A 21520-nucleotide genomic window follows, 5' to 3' on the forward strand; every position below is an offset into this window, starting at 1 on the left:
CCAGATGCCTCGTTTTTTCATCGACCGACCCATCTTTGCCTGGGTGGTCGCGATCTTCATCGTACTGGCCGGCGTGATCTCGATCCCGAACCTGCCGATCTCCCAGTACCCGAATGTCGCGCCACCGCAGCTGACCATCTCGACGAACTATCCCGGCGCGTCGCCGGAAGACCTTTATCTGCAGGTCACCAAGCCCATCGAGGAAGAGCTGAACGGCGTTCCGGGCCTCATCTACTTCGAATCGACGAGTGACGCGAGCGGCCGGGTCGAGATCACCGTCACCTTCGAATCCGGCACCAACATCGCCCAGGCGGTCGTCGATACGCAGAACCGGATCAAGCGCGTGGAAGCGTCGCTGCCGTCCGTCGTGATGCAGCAGGGCCTCCAGGTCGAGGAGGCGGGCTCGAGCTTCCTGATGGTCGTCTCGCTGATCGCCGACGAGAATTCCGATCTCGACGCCGTCGGACTGGGCGATTATCTCAGCCGCAACGTCATCAACGAAATCCGCCGCGTGCCCGGCATCGGCCGCGCCCAGCTGTTCGCCTCCGAGCGGGCCATGCGCATCTGGCTCGATCCCGACAAGCTGATCGGGTTGAACCTCTCGGTTTCCGACGTCACCGCGGCCATCCAGTCCCAGAATGCGCAGGTTGCCGCAGGCTCCATCGGCGCGCAGCCGAACCCGGTCAGCCAGCAGACCACCGCGACCATCCTGGTGCGGGGCCAGCTATCGACCCCCGATGAGTTCGGGGCCATCGTTCTGCGCTCCAACGAAGACGGATCGCTGGTCCGTCTCCGCGACGTGGCCGACGTCGAGATCGACGCCGAATCCTATGCCTTCACCACCTTCCTGAACGGTCAGCCCAGCGCCGCGATCGGCGTCCAGCTTTCGCCCACCGGTAATGCGCTGGCTGCGGCGGAGGGCGTCGAAGCGGTGATGGCGCGGCTGCAGCCGCTGTTCCCGCAGGGGGTCACCTACGACATCCCGTACAACACCGCGCCTTTCGTCGAAGCATCGATCGAGAAGGTCGTGCACACGCTGATCGAAGCCATCGTGCTCGTCTTCGTGGTGATGTTCATCTTCCTGCAGAACTTCCGCTACACGATCATTCCGACGCTCGTCGTTCCGGTTGCCCTGTCGGGCACGCTGGCGGTCATGCTGGCGGCGGGCTTTTCGATCAACGTCCTCACCATGTTCGCCATGGTGCTCGCCATCGGCATCCTCGTCGACGACGCGATCGTGGTGGTCGAGAACGTCGAACGCATCATGTCCGAGGAAGGGTTGCCGCCGCTGGAGGCCACCCGCAAGGCGATGTCACAGATCACCGGCGCCATCGTGGGCATCACGCTCGTTCTGGCCTCGGTGTTCGTGCCCCTCGCCTTCTTCCCCGGGTCGGTCGGCGTCATCTATCGGCAATTCTCGCTGACGATGGTGACGTCCATCCTGTTCTCGGCGTTGATGGCCCTGTCGCTGACGCCGGCCCTCTGCGCCACCTTCCTGAAGCCCGTAAAGGCCGGTCACAACCATGCCAAGGGCGGCGTCTTCGGCTGGTTCAACCGAGGCTTCGACAAGACGTCGCGGGGCTACAGCAATATCGTCGGACGCTCGGTGCGCAAGGCCGGTCGCCTGATGCTGATCTACATCGCGCTCCTGGCGGGCCTTGGCTACTTCTACGTCCAGATCCCCAGCGCCTTCCTGCCCCAGGAAGACCAGGGGTACCTGATCGCCAGCTTCCAGGGCCCCGCCGGCGCAACGTCCAACCGCATGCGGGAAGTGACGCGGCAGAGCGAGGAGTTCATCCTTGCCAACCCGGCCGTCGACAAGATGATCACCATCCAGGGCTTCTCCTTCTCGGGTACAGGGCAGAATGCCGGCCTCGCCTTCATCACGCTGAAGGACTGGTCGGAGCGGACGGGCGAAGGTCAGAGCGCGGGCGAGCTCGGAGGCGCGTTTACCATGCGTCTCCTGCAGTTCCGCGATGCCATCGCCTTTGCCCTTTCGCCACCGCCCATCCAGGGTCTCGGCAATGCGGGCGGCTTCGAGTTCCGCCTTCAGGACAGGGGAGGCCAGAGCCCGGAGGCGCTTGCCGCCGCGCGCGACCAGTTGCTGGGAGCGGCCTCGCAAAGCCCCATCCTGACGGATGTGCGCTTCGACGGCCTGCCGGATGGGCCGCAGCTGATCATCAACATCGACCGCGAAAAGGCGAACACGTTCGGCATCACCTTTGCCGACATCAACAACACCATCTCCACAAGCCTCGGCTCCAACTACGTCAACGACTTCCCCAACAATGGCCGAATGCAGCGCGTCATCGTGCAGGCGGACGAAAGGGCGCGCATGGATGCCGAGCAGGTGCTCCAGCTCAACGTGCGCAACGCCCAGGGCGGCATGGTGCCGCTGTCGGCGGTGGCCACGGTGGACTGGACGGTCGGCACATCGCAGTTGATCGGTTACAACGGCTATCCTTCGGCCCGCATCACCGGTTCGGCAGCGCCCGGCTTCTCCAGCGGCGAGGCGATCGCCGAAATGGAGCGGCTGGCCGGAGACCTGCCCCAGGGCTTCGCCTTCGAATGGACGGGCCAATCCCTGCAGGAGATCGCGTCCGGCTCGCAGGCGCCGATCCTGATCGGCATGGCCATGCTGTTCGTGTTCCTGTGCCTTGCGGCACTCTATGAAAGCTGGTCCATCCCGTTCGCGGTGATGCTCGTCGTGCCGCTGGGCATTATCGGCTGCGTCGTCGCCGTGCTGCTGCGCGGCCTGGAGAACGATGTCTACTTCACGGTCGGCATCATCACGATCATCGGACTATCGGCCAAGAACGCCATCCTGATCGTGGAGTTCGCCAAGGATCTTAGAGCCGAAGGCAAGGGCCTGATCGAGGCGACCATCGAGGCAGCGCACCTGCGGTTCCGGCCGATCCTGATGACCTCGCTGGCCTTCACCATGGGCGTCATCCCCATGGCGATCGCCACCGGCGCCAGCGCGGCCAGCCAGAACGCCATCGGCACGGCCGTCATCGGCGGCATGATTTCGGCCACCGTTCTGGCCGTGTTCTTCGTGCCGATCTTCTTCGTCTTCGTCATGCGTACCTTCTCGCGCGACAAGCCCAAGAAGGACGAGACGCCGGCACCGGTACAGGGCGCCTGACGGACGCCTTCACAGGTACCCGTGCCCAAACGAAAAGAGGCCGCCCGGCATGACGCCGGGCGGCCTCTTCTGTTTTCTGTTGCCGAAGGCGCTCAGGCGCCCTTGCGGTTCTGCCTGTTGTCGATCAGGTCATCGACCACGCCGGGATCGGCCAGGGTGGACGTATCGCCAAGCGCGCCGAAATCGTCTTCTGCGATCTTGCGCAGAATGCGCCGCATGATCTTGCCGGAGCGCGTCTTGGGCAGGCCGGGCGAAAACTGAATCTTGTCCGGAGATGCAATCGCCCCGATATCGGCCCGCACGTGCTGGACCAGCTCCTTGCGCAGTTCGTCGCTGGGCTCGATGCCATCCATCAGCGTGACATAGCAATAGATGCCCTGCCCCTTGATGTCGTGGGGATAGCCGACCACTGCCGCTTCCGACACCTTCGGATGCGCCACGAGGGACGATTCCACCTCGGCCGTGCCCATGCGGTGGCCGGACACGTTCAGAACGTCGTCGACCCGGCCGGTGATCCAGTAATAGCCGTCGGCGTCGCGCCGCGCGCCGTCGCCGGTGAAATACTTGCCGGCATAGGTGGCGAAGTAGGTCTGTTCGAAGCGCTCGTGGTCGCCATAGACCGTGCGCATCTGGCCCGGCCAGGAATCGACGATGCAGAGGTTGCCGTCGGCCGCCCCCTCGAGGATATTGCCTTCATTGTCGACGATCTGTGGCTGCACACCGAAGAAGGGGCGCGTTGCCGAGCCCGGCTTCAGCGGGGTGGCGCCGGGCAGCGGGGTGATGAGGATGCCCCCGGTTTCGGTCTGCCACCAGGTGTCGACCACGGGGCAGCGTTCGTCGCCGACCACACGGTAATACCAGTTCCACGCCTCGGGATTGATGGGTTCGCCGACCGAACCCAGAATACGCAGGGACGCGCGCGACGTCTTGCGCACCGGTTCGTCGCCGGCGCCCATCAGGGCGCGGATGGCTGTCGGCGCGGTATAGAAGATCGAGACATTGTGCTTGTCCACGACCTGCCAGAACCGCGATGCGTCCGGATAGCTCGGGACGCCCTCGAACATCAGCGTCGTTGCGCCGTTGGCCAGCGGCCCATAGACGATGTAGCTGTGCCCGGTCACCCATCCGACGTCGGCGGTACACCAGTAGACCTCGCCGTCGCGATAGTCGAATACATGGGCATGCGTCATGGAGGCATAGACGAGGTAACCGCCGGTCGTATGCAGCACGCCCTTGGGCTTGCCCGTCGAGCCGGAGGTATAGAGGATGAACAGCGGATCCTCGGCGTTCATCTCTTCGGGCGGGCAATCTTCGGAAACGGTCTCGCGCGCTTCGTGCCACCAGATATCGCGGCCCTCGACGGTGTCGACATCGCCGCCGGTGCGCCGCACCACCAGCACGGTCTCGACCGCCTGGCCGGCCTTTGCGGCGATATCCACCGCGCGATCGGCGTTCTTCTTGAGGGGTATCGTACGCCCGCCGCGCAGGCCCTCGTCGGCGGTGATCAGGACCGATGAGCCCGCCCCTTCGATACGACCGCCCAGGGCGTCCGGCGAAAAGCCGCCGAAGACGACGGAGTGGATCGCCCCGATCCGCGCGCAGGCCAGCATGGCATAGGCCGCCTCCGGGATCATCGGCATGTAGATGGTGACGCGGTCTCCGCGCTTGACGCCGCGGCCCTTGAGCACGTTCGCCATCCGGCAGACTTCGCCGTGAAGCTCTCGATAGGTTATCGACCGGCTTTCGCCGGGGTCGTCGCCCTCCCAGAGGATTGCGGTCTGGTTGCCGCGGGTTTCAAGGTGGCGGTCGATGCAGTTTGCCGCGACATTCAGCGTACCATCCTCGAACCAGCGGATGGACACATTGCCGGGCGCGAAGGATGTGTTCTTGACCGTTTCGAAGGGCTTGATCCAGTCGATCCGCCGGCCGTGCTCGGCCCAGAAACCGTCAGGGTCTTCGATACTGCGCGCGTACCAGTCGGCGTAGGTACTCTCGCTCAGGCGGGCGCCCTTCTTCCATTCGTCCTTGATGGCGACGACCGGAGTCTCCATTCCATTCCTCCCAGCATTTCATTTCGGCAGCAGACGCGGCTGCCCTGCATGCAATCTAGTCAGCCCCGGGCGCAAAGGGAATTACCGCCGGTGCCTAATTGCCGCCCGGCATGCCGCAATTCTGCGACAGGGTCGGCGTCACGACCCATCGCCCTCCTCCACGGGCCCGCCCAGAACATCCTTGACGTACAGCTCGCTCACGAGGGTCTGGGCAACGGCCAGCATGGGCACCACAAGGATCAGGCCAAGAAGGCCGAACAGCACGCCGAACAGAAGCTGCGCGCCGACCATCAGCGCCGGCGCGATGGAAGAGGTGAAGCGTTGGGCGATCGGTTCGGCGACATTGCTTTCGACACCCTGGATCAGCAGATAGACGCCAAGCGCCCACAGGGCCATCTCCATCCCTTCCGACCAGGCGGCCAGCACGATGATGACGCCGGCGGCGAACGGCCCGATGGTCGGGATGAAGGCCAGGAAGCCGGCTTGCAAAGCCAGCAGGAAGGCATAAGGCATCCCGATCGCCCACAGGCCGATCCACGATACGACGAAGACGATCACCATCGAAATGCCGACACCAGCCAGCCACAGGCGAAGCGAGTGCGCGCTTTTGCGCAACACGTCGTCGAACCGGGCTCGCTTGTCCTTCGGCACAAGGCTGACCAGCCCACGGCGGTACAACCCGGGCTGCCAGGATATAAAGATGGCCAGGAACAGCATCACGAAGATGTTGCCGAACCCGCCAAGAACGGAAAACACGGCCTGCGACGCCGACGAGAATACGCCCGAGGGATCGGGCAGAAGCTGGCTCAGCGTATCCCCGTCCGATCCTCCCCCGACCGGAAGACCGCTATCGCGGAGCGCTTCCAATGCCCGTCCGAACTGCTGCTCGACGGCAGCGAACAACTCGTTCCACTGCTGCACCAGCGCGACGCCGCCCAGGGCGACCGGCGTTGCGACAAGGGCGAAGATCGCCAGGTAGGACAGAAGCAGCGCCACCGGCCTCGGGATGCCGATCCACTGGAACAGTTTGGAGCAACCATCGAAAATGGCGGCCAGGATGAAACTGGCGAACAGTATGAAGACGGCGGACGAGCCGACATACAGCGTCAGCAGGCCGACGACCATGGCCAGCACGATCGCGGTAACCGTGACGGTCTGCCGGGCGAGGTCCGGCGAAGAGGCTTGGCGAAACACGATGAGGAACTTTCGGGCGGTTGCAGGCCACTCGACAAGTAGGACCCGCCCCCATCATTCACAGGGTGCCGGGCATTTGTTTCACGTGAAACCGGATCAGGCGCTAGCGTTCCGCGCGCCGAAGATCGCACTGCCCACGCGAACGCCCGTCGCCCCAAAGGCGACGGCGATTTCGTAATCGCCCGACATTCCCATGGAAAGCTTTGCCAAGCCGGCTTCACGCGCCAGCTTGCGCAGAAGCGCGAAGTGCGGACCGGGGTTTTCGCCGGCCGGCGGAATGCACATGAGCCCGTCGATCGCCAAGCCATGGACCTGTCGGCATCGTGTGACGAATTCGACTGCTTCCTGGGGCGCGATACCGGCCTTCTGCTCTTCCTCGCCCGTATTGACCTGCACGTAGAGCGATGGCGCACGCCCCTGCCGCTCGATCTCCTTTGCCAGTTCCCGGGCGATCTTCTCCCGGTCCACTGTCTCGATGACATCGAAGAGCGCAACCGCATCGGCGGCCTTGTTGGACTGTAGCGGCCCGATCAGATGCAGGCGGATATCGGGAAACTCCGAACGCAGCGCGGGGAATTTGCCTTGCGCCTCCTGCACCCGGTTTTCGCCGAAGATGCGGTGTCCGGCCTGCAGCGTCGGGCGGATATGCTCCGCGTCGTAGGTCTTGGACACGGCAACGAGGTCGACCGAACCGTCCGGCCGCCCGGCCTCCTGCTCTGCCTTGCGCAGATGCCCCAGGACTTCAGCGAGTTGCCCGGCCACGTCGATCATCGAAAGCGATCTCCATTTCGTTCCACCGGCGTCGGCTGTACCCCAGTTTGGCCGGATCCGACACCCTGCGCTGTTGACGGAGCGGACGGGGCATGGTGAAGCATCCCATAAACATAACAGCACCGCCGAAAGATCGCCGCGTCACCATGGCCACAGAACGTTACAACCCGCGCGCCTCCGAACCCCGCTGGCAGGAGGCGTGGTCGAGCGCGAAGCTCTTCGAAACGCAAGACGACGCGCCGGGTGAGAAATACTACGTGCTGGAGATGTTCCCCTACCCGTCGGGACGCATCCATATCGGCCATGTTCGCAACTATGCGATGGGGGACGTCGTCGCGCGCTACAAGCGCGCCAAGGGCTTCAACGTGCTGCATCCCATGGGGTGGGACGCCTTCGGCATGCCGGCGGAAAACGCCGCCATGCAGAACAAGGTCCATCCGCGCGAGTGGACCTACGCCAACATCGCCGCCATGCGCGAACAGCTCAAATCGATGGGCCTGTCGCTCGACTGGTCGCGCGAATTCGCAACCTGCGATGTCGACTACTATCATCGCCAGCAGATCCTGTTCCTCGACCTACTCAAGGAAGGGCTGGCCTATCGCCGCAAGAGCAAGGTCAACTGGGATCCGGTCGACCAGACCGTGCTGGCCAACGAACAGGTCATCGATGGGCGCGGCTGGCGCTCCGGTGCCGAGGTCGAGCAGCGCGAACTGACGCAATGGTTCTTCCGCATCACGCAATATGCCGACGAGTTGCTGCATGCGCTGGATACGCTGCCCGGATGGCCGGAAAAGGTCCGCGTCATGCAGAAGAACTGGATCGGTCGGTCCGAGGGTCTTCTGCTGCGCTGGGCCCTCGCGGGTAACGAGCGTCTGTCCGTTGCCGAGATGTCCGGCGAAGGGGTCGGCCGCGAGGTCGAAGTCTTCACCACGCGTCCCGACACGCTGTTCGGCGCCTCCTTCATCGCGGTGGCGGCCGACCACCCGCTGGCGCGTGCGGCAGCCGCGACGGACTCGAAGCTGGCCGCCTTCATCGCCGAAATCCGGCGCGGCGGAACCAGCACGGAATCCATCGAAACGGCCGAGAAGCGGGGCTACGATACCGGCCTGCGCGCCATCCACCCGCTGGACGCATCGTGGACGGTGCCGGTCTATGTCGCCAATTTCGTGCTGATGGAGTATGGCACCGGCGCCGTCTTCGGCTGCCCGGCCCACGATCAACGCGACCTGGAGTTTGCCCGCGCCTACGACCTGCCGGTCAAGCCCGTGGTCTTGCCCGCCGGCGCCGAGCCCACCGGCTTTGCCATCGGCGCCGAGGCCTATGTGGGCGACGGCACCTTGTTCCATTCTGGCTTTCTCGATGGGATGGCCCCGGACGACGCCTTCGACGCGGTCGCCGAACGCCTGGCCGGAACAGAGCTCAACGGACGTCCGCAGGCCGAGCGGCGCGTCAACTTCCGCCTGCGCGACTGGGGTATCTCGCGCCAGCGCTATTGGGGTTGCCCGATACCCGTCCTCCACTGCGATGCCTGCGGGATCGTGCCCGAGGCTCCAGAGAACCTGCCTGTCGTATTGCCCGACGATATCGATTTCGACACGCCCGGAAATCCGCTCGACCGGCATCCTACGTGGCGGAAGGCCACCTGTCCGCAGTGTGGCGGCGCGGCCCTGCGCGAAACGGATACGATGGACACCTTTGTCGACTCGTCCTGGTATTTCGCGCGCTTCACCGCGCCGCATGCCGCCCAGCCGACCATACCCGCGCTGGCCAATGCCTGGCTGCCGGTCGACCAGTATATCGGCGGCGTCGAGCACGCGATCCTGCACCTTCTGTATTCCCGCTTCTTCACCCGTGCCATGAGCGCCTGCGCGCACATGGCCGTCGACGAACCCTTCAAGGGCTTGTTCACGCAGGGCATGGTGGTGCACGAAACCTATCGCGACGGGCGGGAGTGGGTGGCACCGGCGGATATCGCGCTGGAGGAAGCCGATGGTCGCCGCATCGCCCGCCGGCTGTCCACCGGGCAGGAGATCGAGATCGGCCCCATCGAGAAGATGTCCAAGTCCAAGAAGAACGTCGTGGACCCGGATGACATCATCGCCTCGTACGGGGCGGATACCGCACGATGGTTCATGTTGTCGGATTCCCCGCCCGATCGCGACGTCATCTGGACGGAGGCCGGCGTCGAGGGCGCCTTCCGCTTCGTCCAGCGCCTGTGGCGCGTCGTCAACGAAGCGGCGGAAACGCTGCGCGCCGCGCCTGTGGGCGGCGTCACCGATCCGGCCCTGGCGATGGAAGTCCGGCGTGCGGCGCATCGGGCCGCGGCCGGCGTGGCCGACGATATCGAGCGGCTGGCCTTCAACAAGGCTGTGGCGCGCCTGTACGAGCTGGTCAACACACTGTCGGCGGCATTCTCCACGCCCGCCTTTGCCGCTGACCCTGCCGTCCGTGACGCAGGCTCGGAGGCGTTGTCCATCCTCATCCGGCTTGTGGCGCCGATGATGCCGCACCTTGCGGAAGAGTGCTGGCAGGCCGCCGGCCAGGACGGCCTCGTGGCCTCGCAACCATGGCCCAACGTCGATCCGGCTTTGCTGGTGGATGACGAAATCGTGCTGCCGGTGCAGATCAACGGCAAGAAGCGAGCCGATCTGCGCGTTGCCAAGGACAGCCCCGTCGAAGAGATTGAAGCGGCGGTTCTCGCCCTAGATGTCGTGGTTGACGCACTTGCGGGCGCCAGCCCCAGGCGCGTCGTCGTCGTACCCGGAAGGATTGTCAATGTCGTTATCTGATCACGCGCGGCTGCGCAGCATCTGCACCGCCGGCGCGCTGGCCGGCCTCGCCCTCCTGGCGGCCTGCACGTCCGGCCCAGCCTACGCACCGCCACAGACATCGACGGGACCGGCTTTCGATGGCCCTGCTTTGTTGACCGACATGCGCGGACGCGTGTCCGTGGCGGCCGCCGCGACACGCACCGACCAGCTTTTCCGCAACGCGCTTGTCTATCGTCTCAACGGTGCGGACCCTGTATCCAGCCCCCTGTACGAGGTGCGCTACGTCGTAACCGCGCTGGACCAGGTCACGTCGGTCGAAAGTGGCACGGGCGTTCCGTCGGCGGCCTCCTACCGGATGCAGGCCGATTACACGCTGATCCGCCTGTCGGATGGCGAGACGATCGGCGCAGGGTCGCGGTTCAGCACCGTGCCCTACGACCGCAATTCGCAGCTCTACGCCTCGCAGAGCGCCGTGGAAGACGCGCGGGCTCGTGCGGCGCGGGAACTGGCCGACCGCGTGGGTATGGCCGTCCTGCCTGTTCTGAAGCGCGAAGCGCCGCAAAGCTGACGCAACGGGCATGGCTCAGAAGAAGGCCGGCGAGGTTGACGCATTCCTGTCGCGGCCGGACACCTCGTTTCCGGTCCTTCTGCTGTACGGGCCCGATACCGGGCTCGTGTCGGAGCGCTCGGCGCGTGTCGCCGCCTTGTCCGGCGTCGACCTGAGCGACCCTTTCGCCAGCATCACGCTGTCGGCCGACGAGCTTGAAAAATCCATCGGCCGCCTGTTCGACGAGGCCAACACCGTCTCGATGTTCGGCGGCCGCCGCTTGATCCGGATCCGCAATGCCGGCAACGGCAAGGCCCTGGCGGATGCCGTGGCAGACCTTGCCGCCAAGCCTCCGGCCGAAACCACCATCATCATCGAGGCCGGCGAGCTGAGAAAATCATCGGCGCTCCGCGTCAATGTGGAGCGCGGTCGCGCCGCCCTCGCTTTGCCCTGCTACCCGGACGAGCAGCGTGGGCTCGACCGTCTCATCGATGAAGAATTGTCGGCCGCCGGCCTGTCCATCGACCGGGCCGGGCGAGACCTTCTGAAAAGCCGTCTCGGCGCTGACAGGCTTGCCTCCCGCGGGGAGATTCAGAAGCTGTGCCTCTACGCGCGCGGTCAGGCCACGATCACCAGCACCGACATCCTGTCCATCGTCGGTGACGTATCGTCGGAAACGGTCGACGAGGCCATCGATGCGGCCGCCTCGGGAGAGGTTCGCCGGCTTCCCCATCTGATCGACCGCCTGATGGGATCGGGGGTGAGTGCCTTCCAGATCCAGAACCCGATGCTGCGTCATTTCCAGCAACTGCAGCTCATGCGGCAGGAATTGGATCGCGATGGCAAATCGGTAAAGGACATCGTTGCGCGGCGTCGTGTTCATTTCAGCCGGCAAGGCGCCCTGGAAGCGGCGCTTTCGCTCTGGTCGCAGGACGCTATCGCAACGATGCTGCGACGCATGGAGACCGACATCCTGAAAAGCCGCAAGGAAGCGGCCCTTCAGCAGGTCATCACCTTTCGCCTGCTGATGGACATAGGCGTGGAAGCCGCACGCACCCGTCGAGGTTGATCCTCAGGCGTCGACGCTGCCGCCTTGCAACAGACGGCATAGGTCGTCGAGCTGCTCCAGATTGCCGAATTCGAGGGTCAGCATGCCTCCCTCGCCTTTCAGGCGGACGCTGACCGGCATCTGCAACGCCTCGGTCAACAACTTCTCGAGCGCAGCCGTATCGGCATCCTGCGGAGCATCTGCCTCCACCGGCTTTGCAGCCGCAGCCGGACCAGACTTTCGCGCACGCCGCGCCGGAGAGACGTCGTCCCCGCGCGCAAGCTTTTCGGCCTCACGGACACTCAACCCGCGCCCCACCACCTGCCGGGCGAAACCTTCCGGATCGTCCATGGAGATCGCCGTACGCGCGGCGCCGGGCGACAATTCGCCCTTCACAACCATGGTGCGGACGGCATCTGGAAGCTTCAGAAGCCGCAGCGTATTGGCGACATGGCTTCGGCTCTTGCCAAGAATGTCGGCAAGATCGGCCTGGGTGTAGCCGTGCTCGTCGATCAGCATCTCGTAACCGAGCGCTTCTTCGATGGCGTTCAAGTCGGCGCGCTGGACGTTTTCGATCAGGGCGATTTCCAGCGACTCCCGGTCGCTGATGTCCCGGATGACGACGGGAACGTCACTCAAGCCCGCAGCACGCGCCGCCCGCCAGCGCCGTTCGCCGGCGACGATCTCCAGCTCGGTCTGGCCGGGTACCTTGCGCACAAGGATCGGCTGAACGACACCGTGATTGCGCACGGACGCCACCAGTTCCGAATGATCGGCATCTTCGAAGGTTCGGCGCGGGTTCTTCGGGTTCGGCGTCAGGGCCGACACCGGCACCTTACGTTCTCCCCCGGCTTGCGGCTGGGCAATGAACGGGCGCGCAGGAAGCCCGGTCGAAGTCTCCCGACCAGCATCGCCTGCCCCACCGATCAGCGACGCCAGACCACGTCCAAGACGGGCGCGCGACTTGTCTTCCTTCATCTGGTCCCTCTTCATGCGGCGAGCATTTCGCGTTCACGCTGGATCACTTCGGACGCCAGGCGGATATAAGCCTGGCTGCCGGGGCATTTCATATCGTACAGGATCGCCGGCTTGCCGAAGGACGGCGCCTCCGAAACACGGACATTGCGCGGTATGACCGTCTGGTAGACATGGTCGCCCATGTATGTGCGCACGTCGGCCACCACCTGCTCCGCCAGATTGTTGCGGCCGTCATACATGGTCAGCACGATGCCGTGCAGCGCCAGTGTCGGGTTCAGCGTATCGCGAACCTGCTCGACGGTTTCAAGCAACTGGCTGAGCCCCTCGAGGGCGAAGAACTCGCATTGAAGCGGCACAAGGATCGAATCCGCCGCTGCCATGGCGTTGATGGTCAGGAGGTTCAGGGAGGGAGGGCAATCGACCAGCACGAAATCGAACTGGGATCGCGTCAGGCTATGCTCGTGGAGCGCATCCCGGAGACGATAGGCGCGCTCGGCGGCCGAGGCGATCTCCATTTCGACGCCCAGGAGGTCGAGCGTCGAGGGGATCAGCGAAAGGTTGGGCACCACCGTCTGCATGGCCGCCTGGGCCACCGACGCGTAGCCAAGCAGCACGTCATAGGAAGAGCGGTCCCGAACCGCCTTCTCGACACCGAGGCCCGTCGAGGCATTGCCCTGCGGGTCCAGATCGATCAGCAGCGTCTTTTTGCCCACCGCAGCCAAGGCCGTTGCGAGATTGATTGCCGTCGTCGTCTTGCCGACGCCGCCCTTTTGATTGGCGATCGTTATGACCCGCATGCGCCCTGATGACAAACTATCCACAGGATGCTCCTGTCGCCTCGTTCGACCGGCCCGAATGTTTCACGTGAGACAGGTTATGCAGCCATGGGCCGGCAATTTCCGATCTCTAGGATAACGGATTCGGCTTCCGTTCTTGACGGATGCTTTACCATGTCGAAGTGCCAATGGGCAGTGGCGTCGGCAACTTCGCCTTCATGCGCCCGCCCCTTCAGGAAGTAACACACAGTTTTTGGCTGTATCGACGGCGAGACGAGCCCCAAGAGGCTGTCCAGGGATGCAAGCGCCCGGGCGCTGATGGCATCGGCCCGCCCCAGTACCGGGCCTGCCGCCTCGATCCGCTGGCAATGCACGGTTGCCGGCAGCGCCAGCTCGCGGATCACTGTGCGGAGGAAGGCTGATTTCTTGGCGTTCGCCTCCACCAGATCGACGTGATGCCCCGCCCGTTCTGCAGCAAAGCAGGCCAGAACAAGTCCGGGAAATCCACCCCCCGACCCGATGTCGACCCAGTGCTGCACGGGCCCGGCAACCTCGTCCAGCCAAAGGCCATCTTCGATATGGCGGCTCCACAACGTCGGCACGGTCGATGGCGCAACGAGGTTGATGTGCTTCTGCCACGTACGGACGAGAGCGGCATAGGCCGCCAGCCTGTCCTGCGTTTCACGTGAAACAGGCCAGCGTTCCAGAACTGCCTTCATATCGTCGTCGGTTTTAGGCTGCGGCTTTGCTGAACTCATGACGCCTCAAGGCTACGAGAAGGATGGCCATGGCGGCGGGCGTCATTCCGTCGATACGCTCCGCCTCGGCAAGCGAACTCGGGCGGCGCGCCGAAAGCTTCTGGACGATCTCGGTGGACAGACCCTTCAATGCCGCGAAGTCGAACCCGTCCGGGATCGCTTTCTGCTCGTCGCGCCTCAGGTTTGCCTGGTCCCGCCGCTGGCGGTCAAGGTAGACATCGTAGCTGGCTTCGATCTCTACCCGCTCTCGGATCTGGGCCGGAAGCGGCAGGATTGCATCGGCCCATACCGCCGACAGCCGATCAAGATCGACACCGTCCTGTGCCAGAAGCTGCCAGGCGGTGCGGCGGCGCCCATCCTGGTTAACGTGAAGCCCCTCTCGCTGTGCCTCGGCGGGCGTCAAAGACAAGGCCTTCAACCGCTTTTCCGCATCGACCAGTTGGGCTTCGCTGGCTTCGAAGACGGACCGGCGTTCGCGTCCGACCAGGCCAAGTTCGATGCCCTTCGGCGTCAGTCGCCGATCGGCATTGTCGGCGCGCAGCGACAGGCGATATTCCGCGCGCGAGGTAAACATGCGATAGGGCTCGGTAACGCCGGTCCGCGTCAGGTCATCGACCATGACGCCGATATAGGCTTCTTCCCGGCCGAACAGGACGGCCTCCTGGCCGGACGCCCGGCGGGCCGCGTTAAGCCCGGCCACCAGACCCTGCGCAGCGGCCTCTTCGTAACCGGTCGTGCCGTTGATCTGCCCTGCCAGGAACAGGCCCGGTGCCTTCCGCACCTCCAGCCCACGGCTCAGCTCGGTTGGATCGACATGGTCGTACTCGATGGCGTAGCCGGGCTTGATGATACGAACCGCCTCCAGCCCAGGAATGGACCTGAGGAACGCATCCTGAACGTCTTCCGGCAGCGAGGTGGACAGGCCGTTCGGGTAGACCGTGTCGTCGTCCAGCCCCTCCGGCTCCAGAAAAATCTGATGCCCTTCCCGGTCGCCGAACCTGACGATCTTGTCTTCGATGGACGGACAGTAGCGCGGGCCCGTCCCCTCGATCCGGCCACCATAGAGGGCCGAGCGATGGAGATTGTCGCGGATAAGCTGGTGCGTCCGCTGTGTGGTGCGTGTGATGCCGCAATCGATCTGTGGGTTTTCTATCCGGCGGGTCAGATAGGAAAAGGCATAGGGCGTCTCATCCGGCTTCTGCATCTCCAGCGAAGCCCAGTCGATGGTGCGCCCGTCCAGGCGCGCCGGGGTGCCCGTCTTCAAGCGGCCAAGGCGCAGCCCCATCCGCTCGAATGTTGCGGACAGGCCAAGCGTTGCCGCCTCCCCTACCCGCCCGGCCGGGATCTGCCGCTCGCCGAGGTGGATCAGTCCGCGCAGAAAGGTCCCGGTAGTGACAACGACATTGGCCGTGGCAAGCCTGCGTCCGTCCGCCATGATGACGGCTTCAATGCCACCGTCATTGATGGCGATATCGAATGCATCGCCCTCGATGACAGTCAGCCCCTGTCGGCTGCGGATCGCCTGCTGCATGGCGTTGGCATACAGCTTGCGATCGGCCTGGGTCCGTGGCCCGCGAACGGCAGGCCCCTTGCGTCGGTTGAGAAGACGAAACTGTATGCCTGCCCGGTCCGCAACACGGCCCATCAGCCCATCGAGCGCGTCCACCTCGCGCACGAGATGCCCTTTGCCGATGCCGCCAATGGCCGGATTGCAGCTCATCGCGCCTATGGTCTCGAAACGATGCGTCACCAGAGCCGTGCGCGCACCGAGGCGCGCGGCCGCATCGGCCGCTTCGCAGCCGGCATGGCCACCACCGATAACCACGACATCGAAGTTCAGGACATCCTTCATGCGGGTGGTTAAGCCAAGTCCGGCGACGCATGTCAATCGCCGGTCGGCGGCACCGGCCGTTTCGGCTTATTTGCCGATACAGAACTGCGAGAAGATGACATCCAGCAGGTCTTCCACGTCCCGCTTGCCGACGATCCGGCCGAGCGCGTCGGACGCCATCCGCAGCAGTTCCGCCGCCACCTCTGGCGGCAGAGTCTCGACGTCGCATTCGCCGAGATAGCCGACGGCCATGCCGATAGCGTCGCGGTGGCGGCTTCGCGTCGGGATGCCGCCTTCCGGGCTGCCCGCCGCTTCGCTTGCCAGACCGCGCACAAGCTCGACTAGACGGTCGATGCCGGCGCCACTACGCACCGAGACGGCAAGCCCCGAAAGCGCTTCGGTGCTCATATCGGCCTTGGTCGTGACGATCCAGGTCGGCGGGCCATCCGATCCGGCATCGAAGGTGTCGGCTGTCTCACCGACAGGACACAGATGAAGAACCAGATCGGCTTGACGGGCAGCGTCGATGGCACGTTCGATACCAAGGCGCTCGATCGGGTCTGCCGTGTCGCGCAGGCCCGCAGTATCGATCAGGCGGACCGCAAGTCCCCCGAGATCGAGCGTAACCTCGATCCGGTCCCGCGTGGTCCCGGGGATGTCCGATACGATAGCGACGTCGCGCTCGGCAAGGCAGTTGAGGAGGCTCGACTTACCGGCATTCGGTGCGCCGATGATCGCGACCTTGAAACCATCCTTCAGGATTTCGCCCCGCCTCGCATCTGCCAGGGCCGCCTGGAGCTCGGCACGCAAAGCGATTATTTCACGTGAAACGCCGGCCGCGACATCGTCCGCGACATCGTCTTCGTCGGAAAAGTCGAAATCGGCCTCCAGCATCGCCCGGATATGGGTCAGCCGTCGCATCCACCCCTCACAGGCCTGGCGCATGGCACCGCCGGTCTGGGCTATTGCGAGCTTGCGCTGGAATTCCGTTTCCGCGGCCAGCAGATCGGCGAGCCCTTCAGCTTCCGTCAGGTCCATGCGACCGTTTACGAAGGCACGCCGCGTGAACTCTCCCGCCTCGGCCAGGCGCACGCCCGGATGGCCCGTCAGGGCTTCCAGACAGGCCGCCACGACGGCCTTGCCGCCGTGCAAATGCAACTCCACCAGATCTTCGCCCGTCACGCTGTCCGGACCTGGGAACAGGATGACCAGTCCCCTGTCCACAATGGCCCCATCGACATCACGGATCGTTCTGAGGCCGGCATGCCGTGGCTCCGGCAACCGGGTAACGTGGCGGTTTACGGTGGCAATGGCCTTGGGACCGCTGATCCGCAATACGGCGATGCCAGCCGGCAGGCTGCCGCTGGACAGGGCCACGATCGTATCGGTTGCGTCTAACATGCGCGATGCGGTCGCATGACGGCGCGGCATCGTCAACGGGTCATTTCAGGCCGCGTACAGGACCGGAAACTAAAAAGGCGCCGATGCTTCACAGCGCCGGCGCCCCTGTCGTTAGCGGTTGCTCAACCGTCAAGTATTCATGGAGTCGAAGAAGTCCGAATTCGTCTTCGTCTGCTTCAACTTGTCGATCAGGAACTCGATCGCGTCGGTTGTGCCCATCGGCGCAAGAATACGGCGCAGCACGAATATCTTCTGCAGGTCCTGGCGCGGTACGAGCAGGTCTTCCTTGCGCGTGCCGGACTTGAGAATGTCCATGGACGGGAAGATGCGCTTGTCGGCAACCTTGCGGTCGAGCACCAGCTCGGAGTTGCCGGTTCCCTTGAACTCTTCGAAGATGACTTCATCCATGCGCGATCCGGTATCGATCAGCGCGGTCGCGATGATCGTCAGCGAGCCGCCCTCCTCGATATTGCGGGCGGCACCGAAGAAGCGCTTCGGACGCTGCAACGCATTGGCGTCGACACCGCCCGTCAGCACCTTGCCGGATGACGGCACGACGGTGTTGTAGGCGCGGCCGAGACGGGTGATCGAGTCCAGAAGGATGACGACATCGCGTCCATGCTCCACGAGGCGCTTGGCCTTCTCGATCACCATTTCGGCAACCTGCACGTGGCGGGTGGCGGGTTCGTCGAAGGTCGAGGAAACGACCTCGCCCTTCACCGACCGCTGCATGTCGGTCACTTCTTCCGGACGCTCGTCGATCAGAAGAACGATGAGGTAGCATTCCGGATGATTGGCCGTGATGGAATGGGCAATGTTCTGCAGCAGCACGGTCTTGCCGGTGCGCGGCGGCGCGACGATCAGGGCGCGCTGGCCCTTGCCGAGCGGCGCCACCAGATCGATCACCCGAGCCGACAGATCCTTGCGGGTCGGATCGGCGATTTCCATCTTGAAGCGCTCGTTCGGATAGAGCGGCGTCAGATTGTCGAAATGGCTCTTGTGCCGGATCTTCTCCGGGTCATCGAAATTGATCGTATTGACCTTGAGAAGCGCGAAATACCGTTCGCCGTCCTTGGGGCCGCGAATGGGCCCTTCGACCGTATCGCCGGTCTTCAAAGAAAAACGCCGAAGCTGCGACGGCGAAATGTAGATGTCGTCCGGGCCCGGCAAGTAGTTCGCCTCGGGCGAGCGCAGGAAACCGAAGCCGTCCTGCAGCACCTCGACCACGCCCTCGCCGATGATTTCGACATCCTGGGCTGCCAGTTGCTTGAGGATCGCGAACAGCAATTCCTGCTTGCGCAGGACGGATGCGTTCTCGACGCCGGTCTCTTCGGCGAAAGCGATCAGCTCGGGGGCGCTTTTATTTTTGAGGTCCTGGAGTTTGATCTCAGGCATGAATTCTATGGCTCCGACCCATCGCGGACCTGAAAGAGCCGGTGGGTGCATGCTGTAGGGGGATGGGACGCAGGCCGTAAACTTGAAAAAAGCGGGTTCGGCTAAACTGCAGGGCCAGTGCCTTGCAGGCACCGGCCGAAAGGCGGGATGGACCGCATATAAACCGCTCTCTGCCTCAGGGCAAGAGGTTCGATGGTCAGGCCACCGTACAGCCGGCTGGCTTCGCGCCCGCCTTCTCGAGGGCTGCGACGGCATCATCGATCACTTTTTCCGGCGTATCGCGGACGCTGACGATGATTCCGCCCTCCTCCGCATCGAGCGGCTCGAGCGTGTCGAACTGCGACTTGAGGAGCGACGTCGGCATATAGTGGCCCTTGCGGTGGGCCATACGCTCGCCCACGAGGTCCATGGGCGCATCGAGTTCGATAAACAGAACCTGCGACCGTGCCTCGCGCAGGATATCGCGATAGCGCTTCTTGAGGGCCGAGCAGGTCAGAACGCAGTTTAGGCCGGCATCCGATTGCTCGGACATCCAGTCGCGAATAGAGCGCAGCCACGGTGCCCGGTCGTCGTCATCAAGGGGGATGCCGGCCGACATCTTGTCGATGTTGGCCTTGGGGTGAAACTCGTCCCCTTCGGCGAACTCCCATCCCAGCCGGTCCGCAACACCCTTGGCGGTGGTGGTCTTTCCGACCCCCGACGGGCCCATGACGATTGCGGCGAAAGGCCGGCTGCTGTCGGACATGCGATATCCTTTTCCTTCGTCCGCCGGGTGCCCCATCGGGGTCAGAACGGCTTGACCACCACCAGAATGACGATCAGCACCATCAGCACGGCCGGAATTTCGTTCACGCTACGCCAGAATTTGGCGCTCTTCCTGTTTTCGTCGCGCGCGAAACGGCGCTGCGAGGCGGAGAGATAGCCGTGCATGCCCGACAGGACAAGCACGAGAGCGATCTTGGCGTGCAGCCAGCCACCCTGGAAGCTGAACATCCATGCCAGCCACAGGCCGGCGGCCCAGGTCACCACCATGGCAGGGTTGAGTATGCCCTTCAGGAGCCGGCGCTCCATGATCTTGAAGGTCTCGGCCTGCTGGGAGCCCACCGCCGATTCCGCGTGGTAGACGAACAGGCGCGGCAGATAGAGCATTCCGGCCATCCACGAGATCACCGCCACGATATGCAGGGATTTGACCCACGGCATCGCTTCAGGCGGAACCAGAGCGAACAGGGCGATCATCAAAAGGGCGCCCACTGCAAGGGCGATCCAGAGGGCGCGGTTGGATTTCATGCGGATCTCCTGAAGGGGAAGTTGATGTCAGCGAGCGCGAACGCGGCGCACGAGCGCCTCGACATGCGCGATCGGCGTATCCGGGGTGATGCCATGTCCAAGGTTGAAGATCAGCGGACCATCGCCCAGCCCGGCCAGGATGGCGTCTACGCCGTCCTCCAGGGCAGCGCCGCCGGCGATCAGGCGCAGCGGGTCCAGATTACCCTGCACCGCGCCATCCGCCTGCAGGCGGCGTCCCTGAGCCACCGGAACGGTCCAGTCCAGCCCAACGACGTCGACGCCCGTTTCGGCGCGATAGAAGTCGAGATAGGCCCCAGCGCCCTTGGCAAAGCCGATGATCCGCGCACCGGGCTCGGCAGCCCTGACCTGCGCGACGATCCTTTTGACCGGGGCAATGGCGAAGCGGCGGAAACCGGCCTCGTCGAGGATTCCGGCCCAGCTGTCGAAAATCTGCACGCAATCGGCACCGGCACGAAGCTGGCGGATAAGATACTGCGCCGACATGTCGGCCAGCAGCGCCAGCAGCGCATCCATCTCGTCCGGATGGCGATAGGCGAACAGCCGGGCAGGGGCCTGGTCCGGTGTGCCGTGGCCGGCGATCATGTAGGTGGCGACCGTGAAGGGCGCACCACAGAAACCGATCAACGCCGTCTCGTCGGGCAGGGCCTCGCGGATGCGGGCGACTGCCGCGATGACCGGTGCCAGATGCGTCTCGGCCATGGACGGATCCAGCGTCTCGACTTCACGGGGCAGCAGCGGGTCCATCTGCGGCCCTTCGCCGGCCACGAAACGGACATTGCGCCGCAAGGCGTCCGGAATGACGAGGATATCCGAGAACAGGATGGCCGCGTCGAACCCGAAGCGCCTTATGGGCTGCAGCGTGACTTCCGTCGCCAGTTCCGGATTGTAGCAGAGATCGAGGAACGAGCCGGCCTCGGCGCGCGTAGCGCGATACTCGGGCAGATAGCGCCCCGCCTGGCGCATCAACCAGATCGGCGGCGTGTCGAGCGTTTCTCCGTCGATGGCCCTCAGCAATCGGCGTCTTGGCATGATGGCTTCCATTCCTCGTCGATCGATCGTCGGACCCGGCGATCGCATTTATCCCCTAAGTATAGAATCCCTATAGAAAAGGATTCTTATTCTTTATGGCCGTGGATTGCAGGAATTCATGGTCACGGATCGTTAGCCATGTTTTGGCGGCTCTGACAGACGCCTGTGCGAAACCCGATCGACGGCACCCTGTGGATTTAGCGGGATATCTGAAATAATCGTTCGATATCAAAGTGTTGTTTCGAACAAGGCGCGGCTGCCGCCTGTGGATGATGGGTGCGAAACGCAGCATGGCATGACGGGTTGTCCCCGATATTCAGATTGCCCCGGGCACAAGCGTTCTCCCGGCTACGTGTGTGGAAAAGCATGGCTGTTTCCCACCGCGTCCAGCCAAGGCTCCAGCACGCCCCCAAGCCGTCCAGTGATTCCCACAGACGTGCCAGAATGTCGGGGGCGGCGGGTTGGTTCCCCTTGCGCCGCCATGAAGAATCGAGTCCGCCGTCTGGAACGCAGG

Annotated in this window: 16 protein-coding genes; 4 read left to right on the forward strand and 12 right to left on the reverse strand. The window is 64.1% G+C overall.

What is annotated here, in order from left to right:
- The first annotated feature begins 4 nt into the window (after positions 1 to 4).
- Positions 5 to 3145 (forward strand): efflux RND transporter permease subunit, encoded by a 3141-nt coding sequence (locus AUL31_RS19185; protein ID WP_060610505.1) that lies wholly within the window; start codon positions 5 to 7, stop codon positions 3143 to 3145.
- A 92-nt stretch (positions 3146 to 3237) separates the two neighbouring features.
- Here the strand turns inward: AUL31_RS19185 and acs are convergent, their stop codons facing one another.
- The 3 genes from acs to AUL31_RS19200 all read right to left on the reverse strand — a co-directional run bounded on the left by acs (position 3238) and on the right by AUL31_RS19200 (position 7161).
- Complete coding sequence (gene acs / locus AUL31_RS19190) at positions 3238 to 5196, reverse strand: acetate--CoA ligase (RefSeq protein ID WP_060610508.1); 1959 nt, start codon at positions 5194 to 5196, stop codon at positions 3238 to 3240.
- 138 nt (positions 5197 to 5334) lie between these two features.
- Positions 5335 to 6390, reverse strand: a complete 1056-nt coding sequence (locus tag AUL31_RS19195) for an AI-2E family transporter (RefSeq protein ID WP_060610511.1) — start codon at positions 6388 to 6390, stop codon at positions 5335 to 5337.
- Positions 6391 to 6486: 96 nt separating this feature from the next.
- Positions 6487 to 7161 (reverse strand): YggS family pyridoxal phosphate-dependent enzyme, encoded by a 675-nt coding sequence (locus AUL31_RS19200; protein WP_060610515.1) that lies wholly within the window; start codon positions 7159 to 7161, stop codon positions 6487 to 6489.
- A gap of 146 nt (positions 7162 to 7307) precedes the next feature.
- Here AUL31_RS19200 and leuS point away from each other — a divergent pair, with 146 nt between their 5' ends.
- Genes leuS through holA form a run of 3 tightly spaced genes read left to right on the forward strand, consistent with a single transcriptional unit; the run spans position 7308 to position 11548 of the window.
- Positions 7308 to 9950 carry a leucine--tRNA ligase gene (gene leuS / locus AUL31_RS19205; RefSeq protein ID WP_060610518.1) on the forward strand — a complete coding sequence of 881 codons (2643 nt, stop codon included), beginning with the start codon at positions 7308 to 7310 and terminating at the stop codon, positions 9948 to 9950.
- A complete protein-coding gene (gene lptE, locus AUL31_RS19210) occupies positions 9937 to 10500 on the forward strand; it encodes an LPS assembly lipoprotein LptE (RefSeq protein WP_060610521.1) in 564 nt (187 codons plus the stop codon). Before leuS ends, lptE begins: the two co-directional genes overlap by 14 nt.
- Before the next feature lie 10 nt (positions 10501 to 10510).
- Complete coding sequence (gene holA, locus AUL31_RS19215) at positions 10511 to 11548, forward strand: DNA polymerase III subunit delta (RefSeq protein ID WP_060610524.1); 1038 nt, start codon at positions 10511 to 10513, stop codon at positions 11546 to 11548.
- A 3-nt stretch (positions 11549 to 11551) separates the two neighbouring features.
- Here holA and AUL31_RS19220 read toward each other — a convergent pair whose 3' ends face one another.
- The 9 genes from AUL31_RS19220 to hemE all read right to left on the reverse strand — a co-directional run bounded on the left by AUL31_RS19220 (position 11552) and on the right by hemE (position 21006).
- A complete protein-coding gene (locus tag AUL31_RS19220; protein WP_060610678.1) occupies positions 11552 to 12505 on the reverse strand; it encodes a ParB/RepB/Spo0J family partition protein in 954 nt (317 codons plus the stop codon).
- A gap of 11 nt (positions 12506 to 12516) precedes the next feature.
- A complete protein-coding gene (locus tag AUL31_RS19225) occupies positions 12517 to 13302 on the reverse strand; it encodes a ParA family protein (RefSeq protein WP_060610525.1) in 786 nt (261 codons plus the stop codon).
- Positions 13303 to 13379: 77 nt separating this feature from the next.
- Positions 13380 to 14039 (reverse strand): 16S rRNA (guanine(527)-N(7))-methyltransferase RsmG, encoded by a 660-nt coding sequence (gene rsmG, locus AUL31_RS19230; protein WP_073469499.1) that lies wholly within the window; start codon positions 14037 to 14039, stop codon positions 13380 to 13382.
- Positions 14014 to 15891 (reverse strand): tRNA uridine-5-carboxymethylaminomethyl(34) synthesis enzyme MnmG, encoded by a 1878-nt coding sequence (gene mnmG, locus AUL31_RS19235; RefSeq protein ID WP_060610531.1) that lies wholly within the window; start codon positions 15889 to 15891, stop codon positions 14014 to 14016. Before mnmG ends, rsmG begins: the two co-directional genes overlap by 26 nt.
- A 66-nt stretch (positions 15892 to 15957) precedes the next feature.
- Positions 15958 to 17271 carry a tRNA uridine-5-carboxymethylaminomethyl(34) synthesis GTPase MnmE gene (mnmE, locus tag AUL31_RS19240; RefSeq protein WP_060610681.1) on the reverse strand — a complete coding sequence of 438 codons (1314 nt, stop codon included), beginning with the start codon at positions 17269 to 17271 and terminating at the stop codon, positions 15958 to 15960.
- A 129-nt stretch (positions 17272 to 17400) separates the two neighbouring features.
- Positions 17401 to 18666: a transcription termination factor Rho gene (gene rho / locus AUL31_RS19245; RefSeq protein ID WP_060610534.1), complete on the reverse strand. Its 1266-nt coding sequence runs from the start codon at positions 18664 to 18666 to the stop codon at positions 17401 to 17403.
- Between the two features lie 196 nt (positions 18667 to 18862).
- Positions 18863 to 19411 carry a gluconokinase gene (locus AUL31_RS19250; RefSeq protein ID WP_060610537.1) on the reverse strand — a complete coding sequence of 183 codons (549 nt, stop codon included), beginning with the start codon at positions 19409 to 19411 and terminating at the stop codon, positions 18863 to 18865.
- Between the two features lie 41 nt (positions 19412 to 19452).
- Positions 19453 to 19956, reverse strand: a complete 504-nt coding sequence (hemJ, locus tag AUL31_RS19255) for a protoporphyrinogen oxidase HemJ (protein ID WP_060610541.1) — start codon at positions 19954 to 19956, stop codon at positions 19453 to 19455.
- 27 nt (positions 19957 to 19983) lie between these two features.
- On the reverse strand, positions 19984 to 21006 hold the full coding sequence (hemE, locus tag AUL31_RS19260; protein WP_060610684.1) for a uroporphyrinogen decarboxylase: 1023 nt from the start codon (positions 21004 to 21006) through the stop codon (positions 19984 to 19986).
- Positions 21007 to 21520: the final 514 nt, after the last annotated feature.

Source organism: Aureimonas altamirensis (assembly GCF_001463885.1).
GTDB classification, from domain to species: Bacteria; Pseudomonadota; Alphaproteobacteria; order Rhizobiales; family Rhizobiaceae; genus Aureimonas; species Aureimonas altamirensis.